This is a genomic window from Saccharothrix lopnurensis (assembly GCF_042658445.1).
Classification (GTDB): Bacteria; Actinomycetota; Actinomycetes; order Mycobacteriales; family Pseudonocardiaceae; genus Actinosynnema; species Actinosynnema lopnurensis.
Window position 1 is genome coordinate 1 of the sequence record NZ_JBHSQO010000021.1, and the last position, 17,395, is coordinate 17,395.

12 protein-coding genes are annotated in these 17,395 nt (G+C 71.9%); 4 read left to right on the forward strand and 8 right to left on the reverse strand.

The features are described 5' to 3' along the window. Positions 1-601: 601 nt before the first annotated feature. Positions 602-757, forward strand: coding sequence for a hypothetical protein (locus ACFP3R_RS20875; protein WP_380638031.1), 156 nt, complete (start codon positions 602-604; stop codon positions 755-757). Positions 758-833: 76 nt separating this feature from the next. On the opposite strand, the gene ACFP3R_RS20880 is transcribed toward ACFP3R_RS20875, so the two are convergent. Then, entirely contained in the window at positions 834-2,270 is a 1,437-nt protein-coding gene (locus ACFP3R_RS20880) for a PKD domain-containing protein (protein ID WP_380638032.1), read from the reverse strand. Then, a complete protein-coding gene (locus ACFP3R_RS20885) occupies positions 2,270-3,748 on the reverse strand; it encodes a PKD domain-containing protein (protein ID WP_380638033.1) in 1,479 nt (492 codons plus the stop codon). The genes ACFP3R_RS20880 and ACFP3R_RS20885 overlap by 1 nt, the downstream gene beginning before the upstream one ends. 604 nt (positions 3,749-4,352) lie before the next feature. Here ACFP3R_RS20885 and ACFP3R_RS20890 point away from each other — a divergent pair. From ACFP3R_RS20890 to ACFP3R_RS20900, 3 genes are all read left to right on the forward strand, one after another. Continuing rightward, positions 4,353-4,562 (forward strand): hypothetical protein, encoded by a 210-nt coding sequence (locus ACFP3R_RS20890; RefSeq protein WP_380638034.1) that lies wholly within the window; start codon positions 4,353-4,355, stop codon positions 4,560-4,562. A gap of 232 nt (positions 4,563-4,794) precedes the next feature. Next, positions 4,795-5,814: an NAD-dependent epimerase/dehydratase family protein gene (locus ACFP3R_RS20895; RefSeq protein WP_380638035.1), complete on the forward strand. Its 1,020-nt coding sequence runs from the start codon at positions 4,795-4,797 to the stop codon at positions 5,812-5,814. Continuing rightward, entirely contained in the window at positions 5,814-7,385 is a 1,572-nt protein-coding gene (locus ACFP3R_RS20900; RefSeq protein ID WP_380638036.1) for an amino acid adenylation domain-containing protein, read from the forward strand. The genes ACFP3R_RS20895 and ACFP3R_RS20900 overlap by 1 nt, the downstream gene beginning before the upstream one ends. A gap of 66 nt (positions 7,386-7,451) precedes the next feature. Here ACFP3R_RS20900 and ACFP3R_RS20905 read toward each other — a convergent pair whose 3' ends face one another. The 6 genes from ACFP3R_RS20905 to ACFP3R_RS20930 form a co-directional block, all read right to left on the reverse strand. Continuing rightward, positions 7,452-8,156 (reverse strand): thioesterase II family protein, encoded by a 705-nt coding sequence (locus ACFP3R_RS20905; RefSeq protein ID WP_380638037.1) that lies wholly within the window; start codon positions 8,154-8,156, stop codon positions 7,452-7,454. Positions 8,157-8,230: 74 nt separating this feature from the next. Beyond that, positions 8,231-11,392 (reverse strand): amino acid adenylation domain-containing protein, encoded by a 3,162-nt coding sequence (locus ACFP3R_RS20910; protein ID WP_380638038.1) that lies wholly within the window; start codon positions 11,390-11,392, stop codon positions 8,231-8,233. Positions 11,393-11,524: 132 nt separating this feature from the next. Further along, entirely contained in the window at positions 11,525-13,948 is a 2,424-nt protein-coding gene (locus ACFP3R_RS20915; protein ID WP_380638039.1) for a non-ribosomal peptide synthetase, read from the reverse strand. Then, the gene (locus ACFP3R_RS20920; protein ID WP_380638040.1) at positions 13,945-15,354 is read right to left on the reverse strand and encodes a serine hydroxymethyltransferase; all 1,410 of its coding nucleotides are present in this window, start codon (positions 15,352-15,354) and stop codon (positions 13,945-13,947) included. The genes ACFP3R_RS20915 and ACFP3R_RS20920 overlap by 4 nt, the downstream gene beginning before the upstream one ends. A 2-nt stretch (positions 15,355-15,356) precedes the next feature. Then, the gene (locus ACFP3R_RS20925) at positions 15,357-16,049 is read right to left on the reverse strand and encodes a thioesterase II family protein (RefSeq protein ID WP_380638041.1); all 693 of its coding nucleotides are present in this window, start codon (positions 16,047-16,049) and stop codon (positions 15,357-15,359) included. Further along, positions 16,046-17,395: a condensation domain-containing protein gene (locus ACFP3R_RS20930; protein WP_380638042.1), complete on the reverse strand. Its 1,350-nt coding sequence runs from the start codon at positions 17,393-17,395 to the stop codon at positions 16,046-16,048. Before ACFP3R_RS20930 ends, ACFP3R_RS20925 begins: the two co-directional genes overlap by 4 nt.

Below are 17,395 nucleotides of genomic sequence, written 5' to 3' on the forward strand. Positions count from 1 at the left end.
TGGTCCGCTGGTCCATGATCCGCATCACCAGCCGCCGACTCACCCAACACCAGTAGCTCGGAAACGGCTACTTAGAGGGCCGGGTCCAAATCGTTCTGCGCAACCAGACGGTCGGCCCCGGCGGACCATATTGTCCGCTCCGCCAGCGACGGCATATGAGGCGTCGTGACCATCGAATTTACTGCCCCGGTAATATTAGAGGCCGGGTCAGTTGGCTTTAGACCGCCGAGCCGGTGTCTGTGGGGGTGTCAGAAGCCAGTCCCGCAGTTCTGACCTGTGAGTTGAACCGCCGTAGCTTCGTGCTGTCGATCAAGTAGCGTCGAGATGCAGCTGTTGTGGCTACAGCCGTGGTACTTTCGGCGAGAACTCTGACCACTTGACGACCGCTCGGGTTGGTGGCGTCCGGTGTGTCGACGGGCGGAGTAGTCCCACTTGCAGGCTATGAGTTTGCGGTGCCAGGCGAGCAGAGTGCCCGGGGTGACCGGAAAGGTCTCTGAGAACGTCGACGATCCACCAAGCCGGACAGGGCTGCGAACCAGAGCCGATCGGCGGGTTCATAGCGGACCAGACCTGCGAGTTGCCGTCGGAGTACGACGTTCTCGTGGCGCAGCACGAGCAGTCGGCGTTCTTCACCGCTTGGCTGCGCAGCAACACCGCCGGGACGGACAGCAACCTCCGGGTCACCTTGTACAGCAAGGACACGATCACCCGGCCATACTCCCAAGACGGTGGCACTCTCGCCTACCAGCGACGATGACTTTCGAGTGGCACAGGGTCTCGACCACGTGCCGATACCCGGGGACGGGGCCGGTGAGCGGCCCCGTCCCCGATCGTCAGGGCAGGACTCGGGTCGCCGGCGCGATCGTCGTGTTGTCGCCGGGCAATGCGTCGCGCACGCCCGCCGGTTCGGCCACTGCCTTGAACACCACGGCTCCCTCGGTCAGGTCGGCTGTGGTGAAGGTGTGGGAGAACGCGAACTTCACCGTGCCGAACGGCCGGGAGGGCACCGGTTTGGTGAGCGTGCCGATCGCGGTGAAGCCCGCCGCCGTGCCGCGGTAGAGCGTCACGGCAACCGACTCGTCGTAGCGGGTGTTGGCCACCGCCACCTCCAGCGACTTCGTCGTCCCGACCCGGGCCGACGAAGAGACGCGGAACCCGGTGATCCCCACGTCGTGGGTTCGGACCCGCACCACCTCCGCGGTCGTCGCGGTGCGGTCGCCCCACGAGCTGATGGTCAACCTCGCGGTGTAGTCACCGTCCGCGGCGTACCGGTGGTCGGCGTAGGACACCCCGATCGGTGTCACCGCCGTTCCGTCACCGAAGTCCAGCCGCACGATGCTGTTCCCGCCCCCTTCCGGGTCCCACGACTGGTCGATGAACCTGATGTCGTCGAACATCGACGGCTCGGTCGGGTGGTGCTCCAGGCGCGGTTGCAGCGGCTGGGCCTCGCGCAGTGCCAGGCTGACCGCGTCGCCGCCCGTGCTGGGCGCGTTGAGCAGGATGTACAGGGTTTGACCGGCCTCGGCGCGGAACAACGTCCGGTGGCTGTCGATGCACGACACCTCGGTCAGGTCGGCGAGCGAGTCGCCGGTGAAGGCCGCCGCGACCGCGTTGTAACCACTGGGCGTGGAAGCGGCGAGCAGCAACGACTGGGACTCGACGGGCGTGTAGCGGTACCACACCGACGGCGAACCCGGGTTGGCGTCGCAGGACGCCCGAGGCTCACCCGCCTGGGTGCCTGCCGCCGCCAGCACGGACCTCCCGACGAACGGCAGGTTGCCGATCACCTCCGCGTCGGCGAAGTCGTCGTTGGCCGGTCTGGGCACCTGCTCCACGGTCAACGGGAAGCGGCCGTACCAACGGGATCCGGTCACTTTCAGGTAGTAGGTGACCTCCGCGCGAGCGTCCAGCGCACGGACTTCGAAACCGCTGTCACACGTCCCGGTGACCGGGTCCAGGTCGCCGCGAACACCGGTGTAGAACGCCGTCTCCACGTACGTGCCGTCGAAGTCCAGCGTCACCGTCACGTCCTCGGCGGCGGTGAACGAGTACCACACGGAGGCGGACTCGAGGTGCGAGCAGTAGTTCGGGTCGTCCGGGGCCTTCGTGGCCTCGGACAGGTCGACCTCGCCGGCGAACGGCAGGGCGGTGATCACCGTGGCGTGGTCGAAATCGTCGTTCGACGGCGGCTCGGCGTGCGCCACACCGGCCACCGGCAGCAGCGACAGCGCGGCGGCGAACACCGCGATGCGCAGTCCGTGTCGTGACATCAGATCACCTCGTTCGCCGTCGACCGGACCACGGTCGCGGGCGCGATGGCCTCGTTGTCGACGGGCCGCGCGTCCCGGCTGCCGCCCGCCAACGTGACGACCGCCCGGAACGCGACACGACCGACCGCCGCGTCCGCCGGCGTGAACGTGTAGTTGAACGGGAACGCCACCGATCGGCTCGGGTGCGCCGGCACGTACTGGGTCGCGCGGCCGACCTCCTGGTAACCGCCGGGGGCGCTCTTGTACAGGGTGACCACCACGTCCTCGGGCAGCAGCTGGTTCCCGATCACGACCTCAATCGGCCTGGTCTGGTCCGGTCGTCCCCTGGCCGGCGTGGTGAAGGACAGGATCCGCACGTCGTGGGTGCGCACGGCGACCGTCCGGGTCGACGTGCCGGTGCGTCCGTCGGCGGAGGTGGCGGTCAGGCGGACGGGGTAATCGCCGTCGGCGACGTACCGGTGCCCGGCCTCGTAGCCGGACGCCGTCGTGCCGTCGCCGAAGTCCCAGTCGAAACGCGTGATCGGCTGACCCGCCTCGTCCCAGACCTGACCGGTGAACGTGACGCTGTCCAAGATCGACGGGTCGGCCGACGACCAGGCCATGTCGACGTTCAGCGGCGGCGCCTCGGCCAGTGTGAACGTGGTGGGCAGCGCCTCCGGGCGATGGTGGACCAGCTGGATCCAGTACGTCCGCCCGCCGGCGACCGGCACGACGCCGGCGTGCCAGCTCCCGCACATGACCTCGGTGAGGTCGGTCAAGGAGGTCCCGGTGTAGACGGCGACCTTCGCCTCGTGGTCATCGCTGGTCTGGCGCAGGACGACGGACTCCGTCCGCGGCGCGGTGAGCGCGAACCAGGCCGACGGGCTCCCGGCCCCGTACGGGGCGCAGGACGGCGAAGGCTCGCCCTGTTCCACCGTCGCCGCCGCTAATCGGGCCTCGATCGTCGCGGGCACGGTGGTGATGGGGACGGCGTCGGCGAAGTCGTCGCCGGACGGCGGGAACACGTCCTCGACGGTGAGCCTGACCGGGTACTCCGGCCAGTCGATGGCTACCTGGACGTGGTAGGTCGTGCCCGCCGTGACGGGCAGGACATCCGGCGTGTCCCAGCTGACGTGGCAGCTCTCCGGCACGACCCGCAGTGCGCCACGCACACCGGTGAAGACCGCGATGTGGGCATAACCGGTCTCGTCCAGGTCGACAGCCAGGAAGCCGTCGGCGACGGGCGTGTAGTCGAACCACACCGTGGGCAGCGACTCCGTCGTGCACACCTGTGGATCGTCCGCGGCCGCCGTTGCCTCGGACAGGTCCATGTCGATCGTGAAGGGCAGGGCGCTGATCGCGGTCGCGTCGTCGAAGTCGTCGTTCGACGGCGGTGCCGCCCACGCCACGCCGGGCGACAACCCCGCCAGGACGAGAACCGCGGTGACGACGGTGACCGCGCGCGTGCGTAATCGCCCGCGCCGTGAGGCCGAGTGCATCGATTTCCCCCTCGATCATCGGGCTCGGCAGGAGCCCCCCCCGGGAAGATGTCGCTCGCCGAGCACCCGACGTCACGTTCGCCGTCGACGGGCAACCCGTTCGCAGCAACGAGGTCGCGGTCCGTGGTGGCGGCGGTGGCGATGGGTCGGTAAACGCGCCGACGAGCAGACCTGGTCGAAGCCGCTGTTGACGGGCGTGCCGCCGGCGTCGGTGCGCCGACCAGGGGGGTCGGGTCGTCCTTGGAGCCGTAGTCGTTGGACTGCACGACCGTGCAGGGGTTGCCTAGCACGGCCGAGGCGGCGTGCGCGGTGCTGTTGATCGAGCCGTTCGGTGGCGTCGGCGCGGGTGCACGCAGCAGGATCAGGGGTGAGCAGCACCGAGCGGTGCAGTCCCAGTACGGGAGGCCGTCCGAGCTGCGGTTTCACGGTTGGTCGGAGTTGGTCGATGCGGCGGACCGGCTCCCTGATCTGGTGGTGGTCCAGGCCGGTCGTAGAGTGGTAGCGCAACAGCCCTGTCCTGTGGTGGTCGTTTCCGTCAGAGGAAACCGACCCTGCCCAGACAGGGCTGGTGCGCTGTCAGCTCAGAGGTTCCGAATAACGCTCTATGGGTTCGGTGTTTGATGAAATGCACTGTTGTCGCCAGTATTCGGATCGCGATCGTGGATCTTCATGTGACGTGGTGATTGGTCGAGGTTTTCAAGCCGGGGATGCGTTTGGCGATGATGTGTTCCTGTTGTTCGAGGATGAGGTGGACGATGGGGTCGGCGCGGTGGTCCGCCGCAGGCTGGTCGCGGCTTGGGCCGGCTGCACGTGATCCGGTTGCCCGCCCACGCCCTCGGGCTGAATCCCGCCAAGACCCGGCTCAAGCGCATCCGGTGCTGGCTTGAGCTGGTCGAAGCCTTCTTCGTCCACGCCGGACCGGGACCTCGGGCCTGAACCGCGGTAATGCTGGTTTTCAAGATCTGCATTCGCTTGCGATCGGCTGTGTGCAGTAACCTGGATTCCGAGTCCTTGTCAAGTGGTCGTGGTTATGTGACCATGGGGAGGTGGATGTTCTCATCATTGGGGGCTCGGTATTCCTCGGGTGGTTTTTCGCGCGGGAGGCAATCGATCGTGGACATTCCTTGACCTTGTTCAACCGAGGAAGATCCGGACCCGGCACACGGGGAGCGAAGAACCTTCGGGGTGACCGGGAGGATCCACTCGACCTGGATGCCCTCGCCGCTGAGGGACCGTGGGACGCGGTGATCGACACCAGTGGTTTCCAGCCCCGCACCGTCGGGCAGTCGGCCCGAGCCCTCAGCGGCAGGGCGGGAACGTACCTGTTCGTGTCGTCCGTCCACGCCTATGCCGACTGGCCTGCCGGACCCGTCGACGAGCAGTCGGCGCGCCACCCCTGCCCGCCGGACGCTGCCGTTGACGAGGTGTCCGGCAATGTGCTCAAGGCAGGGTGCGAGCGGGCTGTCGAGAAGTACTTCGAGGGTGACACCTGCGTGCTCAACCCCGGACTGATCACCGGTCCCCGGGAGACTCCCGGACGGCTGCTGTGGTGGCTGGAGCGCATGGCCCGGGGCGGCGAGGTCGTTGCGCCGGGCCGTGCCGGGCAGCCGGTCCAGCTCATCGACGCCCGGGATGTCGCGGCATTCGGTCTCGACCTGCTGGAGAGGGGCGTCGCGGGGCGTCACGTGGTCACCGGCCCCAACGACACCACGACCTTCGGTGAACTGCTGGACCTGTGCGCGCGGGTGACCGGAGCCGGGGCACAACCGGTGTGGGTCGCCGAGGACTTCCTCGTGGACCAAGGCGTGGAGCCTTGGACCGAGATGCCGTTCTGGGCGCTGGAGAAGCCCGCCACGGCAGGTGCCTGGGCGGCGTCCCCGGCGAAGGCCGTCGCCGCTGGGCTGCGCTGCCGCCCGCCGGCCCGGACGGTCGCGGACACCTGGGAGTGGTTGCGTGAGCGTGGTCCGTCCCAGACCCCCTACCGGCAGGGCGACGCCGTGCTCGGGATCGACCCGGTGAAGGAGCGTGGAGTACTTCACGCGTGGCGGGCCGAGGCGGGCGACTGATGACCGGACAGGAATCCGGCGCGCCGCGCGACCTGTACGACTGGTTCGCCGCATCGGCACGGGAGCACGGCGGGCTCGTCGCCCTGGAGGTCGGTGGGGAACGGCTGACCTATCGTGAACTGGACGGCCTGGCCGTGGCGCTGGCCGGGGAGATCCTGACCGCGTGCGGCGGTCGTGCTCCACGTCGGGTGGGCCTGACGACGACGCCGGGCACGTCGACCTACGCGGCTTGCTTGGCGGTGCTGCGCCTGGGCTCGGCCGTGGTCCCGCTCAACTCGTCCTTCCCCGCGGCACGGCTGACCCACATCGCGCGGACCTCCGGTCTGGACCTGCGCCTGGTCGACCACGCCCCGGCACCGGAGGTCCCGGACGTACCGGTCCTCCGCCTGTCCGCGGACCTCCTGGCGCGGCTGCGCCAAGGCGAAGCGGTGGGGGAGGCACCACCCCGGGCCGAAGCACCCGCGGGGGATGCCGCGTACGTGCTGTTCACCTCGGGATCCACCGGCACTCCCAAGGGCGTACCGGTTGCGCACCGCAGCATCGACGCCTTCCTGCGGTACGTCGTCGACCGCTACGCGCTCGGACCCGGCTGCCGGATGGCCCAGAACAGCGGCCTGGCGTTCGACGCGTCCGTCCTCGAGATGTTCGGCGCCTGGGGCTCGGGCGCCACCCTGGTCGTCCCACGCCGGGGTGAACTGCCCAAACCGGCCCGGTTCGTGGCCCGTGAGGGGATCACGCACTGGTTCTCGGTGCCGTCCGTGATCACGATGGCGGACCTGACCGGAGGTCTCGGCCCCGGCTCGATGCCGTCGTTGCGCTGGAGCCTGTTCGGGGGCGAGCAGCTGACGGTGCAGCAGGCCGGGGCATGGCGCACGGCCGCGCCGCAGAGCGTTGTGGAGAACGTGTACGGGCCGACCGAGCTGACCATCCTCTCGACGCAGTACCGGCTGCCGGAGCGGGTGGAGGACTGGCCGCGCACGGCCAACGGCACCCTGCCCATCGGCCGGGTCTACCCCCATCTCGACCATCGGGTCGTGGATGATCAGGGCAGACCTTCCGACCTGGGCGAGTTGCTCCTGCGCGGCGTGCAGCGGTTCGCCGGATACCTCGACGAGGACGACAACCGGGGACGGTTCCTGGATGCCTCGGGGCGTCCCGTGAAGACCACCGGGCGGTATGCCCCGGACGAGGAGCACTGGTACCGCACCGGAGACCTGGTGCGGGTCCTGGACGACGGGCTCCTGGTGCACCTGGGGCGGCTCGACCAGCAGGTCAAGATCATGGGCCAGCGGGTGGAGATCGGCGAGGTCGAGGCGGTGCTGCGTGAGCAGGGCGGTATCGGTCAGGTCGCGGTGGTGGCCCTCCGCGACGGGAACGGGCAGACGCGGTTGGAGGCGGTGTACACCGGGATCACCCGGCCCGCGGCGCAGCTGCGAAAGGCGCTCTCCGAACGCCTGCCGCGCTACATGGTGCCGCTCCGGTTCACCCATCGGGCCGAGCTGCCGATGAACTCCAACGGCAAGCTGGACCGCTTGGTGCTGGCGCAGCAGCTGGCCGCGCCCCAGGACTGATCGGGGCATGAGGGGGAAGGGCCGGCGGGTTCCCGGGACCGCCGGCCCTTCCCCTGCCGCGGACCTTCACCCGGGGGCCTTCACCAGCGCGCCGAGCGTCTTCCAGAACAGCGGCCAGTCGTGGGTGAAGTACATGTGCCCGCCCGGCACGTCCACCATGGTGGTCTCGGAGGATGTGTGCTCAGCCCAGCGAGCCGCGTCCTCGTACGGCACCAGCTCGTCCTCGGTGCCGCGCAGGACGCTCACCGGCACGGTCAGCGGGCCGCCGGACGAAGGGGTGTAGCCGTCCTGGATCTCCAGGTCGGCCCGGAGCGCCGGGAGCAGCAGTTCCCGCAACTCCGGTTCGTGCCACGCCTCGTGGTCGTAACCCACGAGGCCGCGCAACCGGGTGACGAACGCGTCGTCGTCGAGCAGGGCGCCGTCCATCCGGGGGCGGGCCACGCCGGGCGCCGCCGCCCCGCTGACCACCAGGCGCTCGGGCAGCCGCGCTCCGTCGGCGGCGAGCAGCCGGACCGCCTCGTACGCGAGCAGCGCGCCGAAGCTGTGCCCGAACACGGCGAACGGACCGGTTCCCGCCGCTTCCCGGATCTGGTCGACGCAGACGCGGGCGGCCTCCGCCATGGTCGTGCAGGCTTCCTGGACGAACCACTCGTCCCGTCCCGGCAGCTGGACCGGAACGATCCGGAACGGCAGACCGGGCTGGTTCTGCCACGGCCTGAAGACCCCGGCCCCGCCTCCGGCGTAGGGCAGGCACATCACGGCCATCGTCATCGTGACTCCAGGGAGGTGCGGGAGGAGGGGACCGCGGCGCCCCGAGCACTGCGGCACGGGGAGCCGTCGGGTGGTCAACGACGGGACCGGCCGGCCCAGCCGTTCAGGGCCCGGGCGCGGCGCGCACCGCGCTGCGAGCCGGTCGGCGCGTCGGCCGGTGCCGGGCTCCGTCCTCCACCGGTGGGAGCCCCGGCACCGTCGGGGCGAGCGTCGTCGAGACCGTCCAGGAACCCGGCCAACGCCCGCACCCTGGTGTACCGGAACAGGTCTGCCGCGTGCAGTGAGGGGTAGCGGGACCGCAGCAGGGCCAACACCTGGAGCATCCCCGAGGACGTGCCGCCGAGTTCGAAGAAGGTGGCTCCGGTGTCGGTGACCGGTTCGCCCAGGACCCGGTCCCAGACCTGGAGGACCGCGGCAGCGGCCGTCCCGGGCAGTGCGGAGGCGGCGGACTCCACCACCTCGGCACGCGCGGCAGCCCAGCCGGCGAGGACCCGCCGGTCGAGCTTGCCGTTGGGCGAGCGGGGCAGGTCGGCCACGCCGTGCCACTCGGTGGGCAGCATGGCCCCGGTGAGCCAGTCCACCGTGCCGCGCCGCAGCTCCGCCGCGACGGCGGCGGGCAGCGGGCGGGGCAACGGGCCCGCTCCGGGATCGTCCTCGCGCACGAGGAAGGCGATGACACCGGTGTGGTCCGGCAGCGGGGCGACGGCGGCGTCCCGGACGCCGGGACGCCGCCGCACCGTGGTCTCGATCTCCCCGGTTTCGACGCGCTGCCCGAGGATCTTGACCTGTTCGTCGGCCCGGTGGAGGAACTTGAGGCCGGCACCGGGGGTGAAGGACACGACGTCGCCGCTGTGGTAGCCGGTGACGCCATCGGCACGGGGCAGCGCGGGGAAGCGTTCGGTGGTCAGGTCCGGACGCCGCCAGTAGCCGTCACCCACGCCGGTGCCGGAGATCAGCAGGTCGCCGGGGCACCCCGGTGGCAGGTCGCGGCCGTTCGCGTCCACCACGTGACAGCGCACGCCCGGCAGCGGCAGGCCGATGTGCACCGGTGTGCCGGGGACGACCCGCCACAGCGTGGTGTACACGGTGGCCTCTGTGGGTCCGTAGCCGTTCAGGACCGGACCGGGGACGAGATCGGCGAGGTCGTCGGCGAGGTCGTCGGCGAGCGGTTCGCCCCCGACCAGGAGACCGCCGAGCCGGGCGAGGAACGCGCGCCCCCGCACGGAGGCGAGGTGCAGCCGGGCGGCGGACGGGGTGCACTGGTAGAACGCGCCGTCGGGGTCCGGTACGTCGTGGAGCACCGTGCGGTGGCTGGTCAGGTGCACGGTGCGACCGCTGGTCAGCGGCCAGACCAGCTCGATGAGACTGATGTCGAAGGAGGAACTGGTGCCTGCCAGGACCACGTCGGGGCCGCCGGGGAACTCGGCTTCGAAGGCGGCGAACAGGGCGCACAGGTTGTCGTGGCGGATGACGGCGCCCTTGGGGCGGCCGGTGGACCCGGAGGTGTACATGACGTATGCGGGGGCGTCGGCGGTGATCTCCGGCCACTTCACCGGCGCCGGTGAGGAGGAGTCCGGGGCCAGCGTCCGCAGGCCGGGCAGCAGGGGAGCCCTGGCGATCAGCGCGGCGGGCTCGGCGTCCCGCAGGACGTAGCGCAGCCGTTCGGCCGGGTGGTCGGGGTCCAGCGGCACGTAGGCGGCACCCGCCCACCAGGTGGCCAGGATCGCGATGACCAGGTCCGGTGAGCTGTCCAGGTGGATGCCGACCCGGTCCCCCGGGCGCACGCCCGCTGCCACGAGGGCGGCAGCGAGGGCTCGGGCGCGGCCGGTCACGGCGGCGTAGTCCAGGTGTCCGGTGCCGCTGCGAACGGCTGTGGCCACCGGGGCGGACTCCGCCCTGGCCCGGACGAGGTGGTGCACCGGCACGGTCGCGGTGGCGACCGGAGGACCCGTCAGCGCCGCGAGTTCGGCGCGTTCCCGCGCGCCGAGGAGGTCGTGCGCGGTCAGCAGCCGGGCCTCTGCACCGGTCAGCGCGTCGAGGGCTGCGACGAGGTGGTCCAGGAAGCGCTCCGCGGTGCGGGCGTCGAGGGCCGGACGGGGATGGGCGACGACCAGGTGTTTCCCGCCATCGGGGGCGTGCAGCAGGGTGACGCTCAAGTCGTACTCGACCTGGTCGGACTCGGGCGGTTCCATCCGCCACCGCAGACCCGCCGCGTCGATGGTCTCGGTGTGCAGCGCGCCCTGGGTGCACAGCAGCTGGGTGAAGGGCTTGCGGTCGGGATGGCGCGGCGCGCCGGTCACGGCCAGGATGTCCTCGATCGGCAGGTCCGCGTGCTCGACCGCGTCGAAAAGGGCTTCCAGGGTGCGGTCGAGCAGGTCTTCCGTGGTGGCGCCGGTCAGGTCGACGCGGATCGGGATGGTGTTCTGGAGACAACCGACGACCGAGACGCCGCGGGTGTCCCGCTCGGCTCCGCTGACCGTGGCGACGACGATGTCGTCGGTGCGCCCGTACCACCCCGCGACCCAGGCCAGGGCGCTCATCACCTGGGTGAACGCGCTCGCCCCCGTCTCCGCCGCGCGGCGGGACATCCGGTCCACGAGGGCGTCGGACAGCCGCGTGGTGAGCGACGCGCGGGCGCGGTCCGCGCCGGGCGTCAGCTGCGGCAGGGCGCAGTCCTCCGGCGCCCCCTCGAACGCGGTTGTCCAGAACTGCCGCAGCAGGTCGAGGCGTTCGACGGACAGGACGCCCTCGGGCGGCTCGGCGTCGGCGAGTTCGCCCGGCCCCAGCCCGTGGGCGGTCGTCAGCGAGGACAGCAGGGCGGCGGCGGAACCGTCGTCGAAGACGCCGTGGTGCACGGCGAACAGCAGGTGCGCCCGGTCGGCGCGGTGCAGGACCGCGATCCGGCACAGCGGTGCACCGGAGTGGTCGAAGGGAGCGCCGAGCGTGGACACGTGGTGATCGAGGACCCGGTGCGCCGACTCCTCGTCCTCCGGCAGGGGGTGCACGGCGAGCGGAACCTCGGGCACCGGGTGGACACGCTGGACGAGGCCCTCGGGCTCCGTGCGGAGGGAGACCCGCAAAGCCGACTGGGCGCGCAGCACAGCGCGCACGGCGGTCAGCAGCCGGTCGATGTCCACCGCTCCGGAAACGGCCAAGCGGTGCACGATGGCGGGCCGGGGCCGCTGCGCGTCGAGCACGAAGAAGCGGAGCTGCCCCGGGGTCGCGGGTTTCTGCATTCGGAGTCCCTTCCAGGAGGCTTGGGTCCCCACTCCGGGAGGTCCCGCGGCGTTGTGCGGCCGAGGCCGCGGAGAACGGCGAGGTCAAGGCTCCTTCGGCGGAATGGCATGAGGTACGGGGGTCAGGGGCGCTCAGCCGGGCAGCGGCGGGCGTCCGGTGGCGGCGACGTGGGCGGCGAGCCGCCGGACCGTCGGGTGGCGGAACAGCTCGGGCCAGCTCAGGTCGCCATCGATGCGGGCCAGGCAGCGCACCGCGGACATGGAGTCGCCGCCGAGCGCGAAGAAGTCGGCGTCGCGGCCGACCGGACCGGTGTCCAGGACGTCCTGCCAAACCGCGGCGATGTGCTCTTCCCAGGCACCGACCGGCGCTTCGAAGGCCACCGCCGCGGACTCCGGTGTGCCGGGTGCCGCCGAGAGGGCGGTGAGGGCCTTGCGGTCGAGCTTGCCGTTGGCGTTGACGGGCAACTCGTCCAGGACGAGGACCGCTGCGGGAACCATGAAGGAGGGCAGCACCCTGGCCAGGTGTGCGCGTAGTTCCCCGGGGCGCGGGGTCCGGTCCGGGCGGGGGACGACGTGGCCGACCAGCCGCCGGGTTCCGGGGGGATCCTCCCGGGACGTGACGACGGCGTCCTTCACGTCGGGGTGGGCGCGCAGCACGGCTTCCACCTCACCCGGTTCGACGCGCAGGCCGTGCAGCTTGACCTGGAAGTCCTTGCGGCCGAGGAGTTCCAGGACGCCGTCCGGGCGCCAGCGGGTGAGGTCCCCGGTTCGGTAGAGGCGATCGCGCACGACACCGCAGGACCAGTCCAGGAAGCGTTCGGCGGTGAGGTCGGGGCGTTCCAGGTAGCCACGGGCCAGACCGACCCCGGCCAGGTGGAGTTCGCCGACGACCCCGGGCGGGACCGGCTGCAACGCGTCGTCCAGGACGTACACGCGCTGGTTGGCCATGGGGCGGCCGTAGGGAATGCTGATCCAGGTCGGGTCGGTTTCCGTCACTTCGTGGATCGTGGAGTGGATCGACGCCTCGGTGGCACCGCCGAGGGCCACGAAGTGGACGTGGGGGGCGAGCGCCCGCACCCGTTCGGGCAAGGACACGGGGACCCAGTCGCCTCCGAGCATGACCAGCCGCAGCCGGCCCAGGGCCGTGCCACCGGTGTTCTCCAGGTGTTCCGCGAGCAGTTCCAGGAGGGCCGGGGCGGAGTTCCAGACGGTGACGTCGTGCTGCGCGACGAGACGAGCCCAGTGCGCCACGTCCTTGGCGCGGTCCGCCTCGGGCACCACGACGGTGCCGCCGGCCGCGGTGATCCCGAGGAACTCGTAGACCGACATGTCGAAGCTCGGCGAGGACAGGGCCAGGACGCGGTCCGAGGAGCCCACGGCGAAGCGGGAGTTGAGGTCTGCCAGGTTGTTCACCACGCCGCGGTGACGCAGGGCGATGGGTTTGGGCAGACCTGTCGACCCGGAGGTGTGGATGACGTAGCACAGGTCGTCGGGACCCGCGATCCGGCCGGCGTCGGTTCCCGGTCGCGCCGCGAGGTCAAGCGCGGTGCCGTCGAGGAGCCCTTCGACCAAGACGGTCTTCCGGTCGGCGCCGGTCGGCGGGGCGGGCAGCGCGGCAGCCCGGATCCGGTCCGTGACCACGACCGCGCAGGAGGTGCCGTCCAGCATCGAGCGCAGCCGCCGGGCGGGGTAGTCCGGGTCGAGGGGCACGTAGGCGCCACCGGCCTTCAGGATGCCCAGCACGGCGGCGAGCAGGGTGGCGGAGCGCTCCAGGCACAGCCCGACCCGGGCGCCGGGCCCCGTGCCCTCCTCCCGGAGCCGGTGTGCGAGCCGGTTGGCGGCCGCGTTGACCTCCCCGTACGTCCATGTGCGCGCACCGTCGATGACGGCGGGTGCGCCGGGGTCGGCCGCGGCCCTCTCCTCGAACGCCGTGTGCAGGCAGGTGTCGTGCGGCAGGTCGACCGCCGTGTCGTTCCACTCGACCAGGACGCGGTGCGCCTCCTCGGCGGTGAGCAGGGCCAGCCGGGAGACCGGTGTGCGCGGAGCGCGGGTGGCGCCCGCGGTGAGGGTGCGCAGGTGGGACAGGACGCGACGGGCGGTGTCCGCCGTGAACAGCCGCTCGTCGTAGCGCAGTTCGGCGGTCCAGGTGTCGTCCCGCCGGTCCAGGGTGAGGTGCCACTCGAACGGCGGGGCGCCCTGCGGCCGGGTGCCGTGGGCGACCGCCACCACCGGCGTGCCGAGGTCGGCGGCGGGCGCCACGAGGGTGCTGCGGGCCACCAGGTCCGCTGCGGTGGAGTCCGGGTCGACGGTGTACCCGATGACGCCACCTGGGGTGGCGAGGGCGATCAGGCCCTGGCCGGTGAGACGGTGCAGCAGTGCCGCGAAGCACGCCGTGAGCCGCTCGTGGGCTGCCGCCCCGTCCTCTTGCGCGACACCGGCCAGGCCGTCCCGGACCAGACCGGTTGCCCGGGGGGCGGCACCGGCACGACGTGGTCGGTCGGCGCGGACGAGCACGGCCGGCCAGGTCGCCGGGGCTCTGGTGGTGTCGGGGCTCACCGGGATGCTCCTGTCCGGAGGACGCCGTGGGCTTCGGCCAGGGCGGTCGAATGCGGCAGGGGGTGGCGGGCGCACAGCGCCCTGACGTGCTCGCGCAGGCGAATGCGCTGGTGGGGGTCGACGCGGTACTCGGTGTCGCTCAGCGGGGTGGTCGCGGTCAAGGCGGCGTGCACCAGTCCCGCGCACTCGCGCACGTGCTCCGGGCCCATGCCGCGCTGGGCGAGGATGTTGCAGCCCAGCCGGATGCCGCTGGTGATCAGGGGAGGCCGGGCGTCACCCGGGACGCGGTTGCGGTTGACGAGGATTCCGCACTCCTCCAGCGCCCGTTCCGCGATGACACCGGTGAGCCGGCTGTCGCGGAGGTCGATCAGGGCCATGTGGTTGTCGGTCCCGCCGGTGAGCACCTCGTGGCCCAGGCGTACCAGTTCCGCGGCGAGCGCGCGGGCCCCGGAGACGGTGAGTCTCGCGGTACGGGCGAACAGGGGCTCGGCGGCGAGTGCCAAAGCGCGCGCCTTGGCGGCGATCGACGCGGGGGCGGGGGTGCCCTGGTTCTGCGGGAAGACGGCCCGTTGCATCAGCCGGTCCAGCGGCGTGCGCCCGTCGGGACCGGGGGCCTGGTGGTCGCGACCGCTGAGGATGAGCCCGCCCCGCGGTCCGCCGAGTTGCTTGTAGGTGCTGGTCGTGGTGATGTGCGCGTGGTCGATGGGGCTGGGGTGCTCGTTGGCGGCGACCAGGCCCGAAATGTGCGAGATGTCGGCCAGGAGGTAGGCGCCGACCGAGTCGGCGATCTCCCGGAAGCGGGCGAAGTCGAGGGTCCGGGAGTAGGCGCTGGCACCGGCGATCAGCACGGTGGGGCGGTGTTCGGCGGCGAGTTCGGCGACCTGGCGGTAGTCGATCCGACCGCTCGCGTCGAGGCCGTAGCGCACGGCCCGGTAGTGCCGTCCGGTGACCGAAGCCGGAGAACCGTGCGTGAGGTGGCCGCCGGCGTCCAGGTCGAGACCGAGCAGGGTACCGCCAGGCGGCACGAGGGCGGCCAGCACGGCGAGGTTGGCGGAGGAGCACGAGTGCGGCTGGACGTTGGCGTAGCGCGCCCCGAACAGGACCTTGGCGCGCCGCACGGCGAGCCGTTCGACCTCGTCGAAGTTGCCCGTGCCGGGGTGGTAGCGGGCGCCGGGGTAGCCCTCGGCGGTGACGTTCGACAGCGCGGATCCGCTCGCGGCGAGGACGGAGGGCGCGGCGATGCTGGCGGACGCGATCATTGCCAGGGTGGTGTCCTGGTGCCGGACCTCCGCGTCGAGCAGGCCCGCGAGTTCGGGGTCCTCGCGGTGCAGTTCGCCCAGCCCCACGTGGGTGAGGCCGGCCTGCCCGTACTCCACCCCGTACGGATTCGGGGGGAGGTCGGCCACTGTCACAGCTGCTCCTCGATGACGCGCCACAGTTCCGGCATGAAGTCCAGCAGGTAGAGGTGTCCGCCGGGCATCTCCACCTCGACGTAGTCCTTGGTGGTGAAGGTCTTCCAATCGGCGACCCCTGCCGCGGTGGCCACCGTGTCCGACGCGCCGCGCACCGCGGTGAGCGGGACGGGCAGGGGATCGAGCACCTGGGGCCGGTAGTCGCTGTACTGCTGGAGGAGCCGTGCGTCGGAGCGCAGCACGGGCAGCAGCAGGGCCCGCAGTTCGGGGTGGTCCAGTGCCTCGAAGCCGCGCAGGCTGTCCTGCTTCAACGACCTGACGGCCTCGTCGTCGTCGGGGCTGAGGCCGGTGTAACCGCGGTGGCGAGGGCTGCGCGTGCCGCTGACGATCAGCCGCTCGGGCAGCGGCCCCCCGGTCTCGTGCAGGTGGCGGGCGGTCTCGAAGGCGAGCAGCCCGCCGAAGCTGTGGCCGAAGATCGCGAAGGGTTCCCCGGCGGCGGCTTCCGTGACGCGGCGGGAGAGGTCGGTGACGCACTCGTGGAAGGAGGCGTAGCAGGGGCGGGAGAACTCCTCCTCCCGTCCTGGGAGCTGGACGGGTGTGGCGCGCGCCCGGCCGGTGCTCAGGGTCTTCCAAGGGCGGTAGACACCCGCACCCGCTCCGGCGTACGGCAGGCACATCACTCGTGTCATCGGACGCTCTCCTCGCTGGTCGTCGTGGGTGCGGGCTGGAACGGTCCGGGAGGGGCCGCGGCGGTGTGCCGCTCCTCCGCTCCGGTCAGCAGGGCGAGCCGGTGCCGGACGGCAGCCGACAGCCCGGCCAAACGCCCTGCCCAGGGGCTGTTGGCCGGGGCTTGCAGCATTCCCGCGAGACGGTGGCCGGGCAGCTCGTTCAGCTGGAACAGGACCTCGGCCTGCCCGCCGAGCGGCACCACGGGTTCGGTGTGCATGAGGACCCCTCCGGCGGCGTGGACGGGGCGCTGCCAGCTCTCGTACGCGAACAGGGCCTGGTACAGCGGCATCCGGCGCCCCGGACGGGTGCGCACCGCGCGGATCACGTCGTCCTGCGGCAGGTCCATGTGGGACAGGGCGTCGGTGACGGTCCTCCAAGTGCGCTCGCAGGCGGCAGGCCCGGCGGGCCGCCGCACGCGCACCGGCAGCGTGGTCAGCAGGCAGCCGATGACGTCCGCGAGGTCGGGGGTCCGGGTGGACACCGGGGTCCCGACGCAGAAGTCCTCGGCCCCGCACAGGTCGTGCAGGGCCTGGGCGTACGCGGTGAGCAGCACGGCGAACGGGGGGCAGGCGAGGCGCCGGCCCGTTTCGCGCGCCGCCGCGCCCGCCCCGTCGGGGAATCGGACGGCGTGGCAGCGCAGCTCGGCCTGGGCGAGTTCGCGCTGGGTCGGGCCGTCGCGGTCCCCCGGCAGGTCGGGCACGCCGTCGAGCGCGGTCCGCCAGTGGGCGGCGAGTTCGGCCCGGCGTTCGGCGGCCGGAGGTCGTGGGGCCGGAGGTCGTGGGGCCGGGTGGGCGGGCGGCGGCTCGGGTTCCCCGGCGACGACGCGGGCGTAGGCCCGCGCGAGGTCGCCGGTGAACACCTCGTGGGACAGCCCGTCGTACACGAGGTGGTGCGTGAGGACGTACAGGGTGGCGCCGGGGGCGTCCTGCGCGTCCTCGGCGAGCGCGAGGACCACGTGGCGCCCGGTGGCGGGATCGAGGAGCCCGGTCCGGGCCAGCTCGTGGGCGGCCGCGTCGAAATTGGTGCCCGGGGGGAGTTCCAGCAGTGGCGGTGCGACGGGCGGCACGGTCGTGCACCGCAGTTCCCCCGCCTCGGGCCTGAAGACCGACCTCAGCACGGGGTGGCGGGCGACCACCCGTGCCGCTGCCGCGGCGAGTGCCGTCGGGTCCGGGGTGCCTTCGACGCGCACGGTGCTGAGCACCCTCCAGGCGGGTGCGCCGGGGGCGATGCGCTCGGCGAACCAGAACTGGCGTTCCGTCGCCGAGGCGGCGCGCGGTTCGGCACGGGGCGTCGAGGAGTCGTCCAC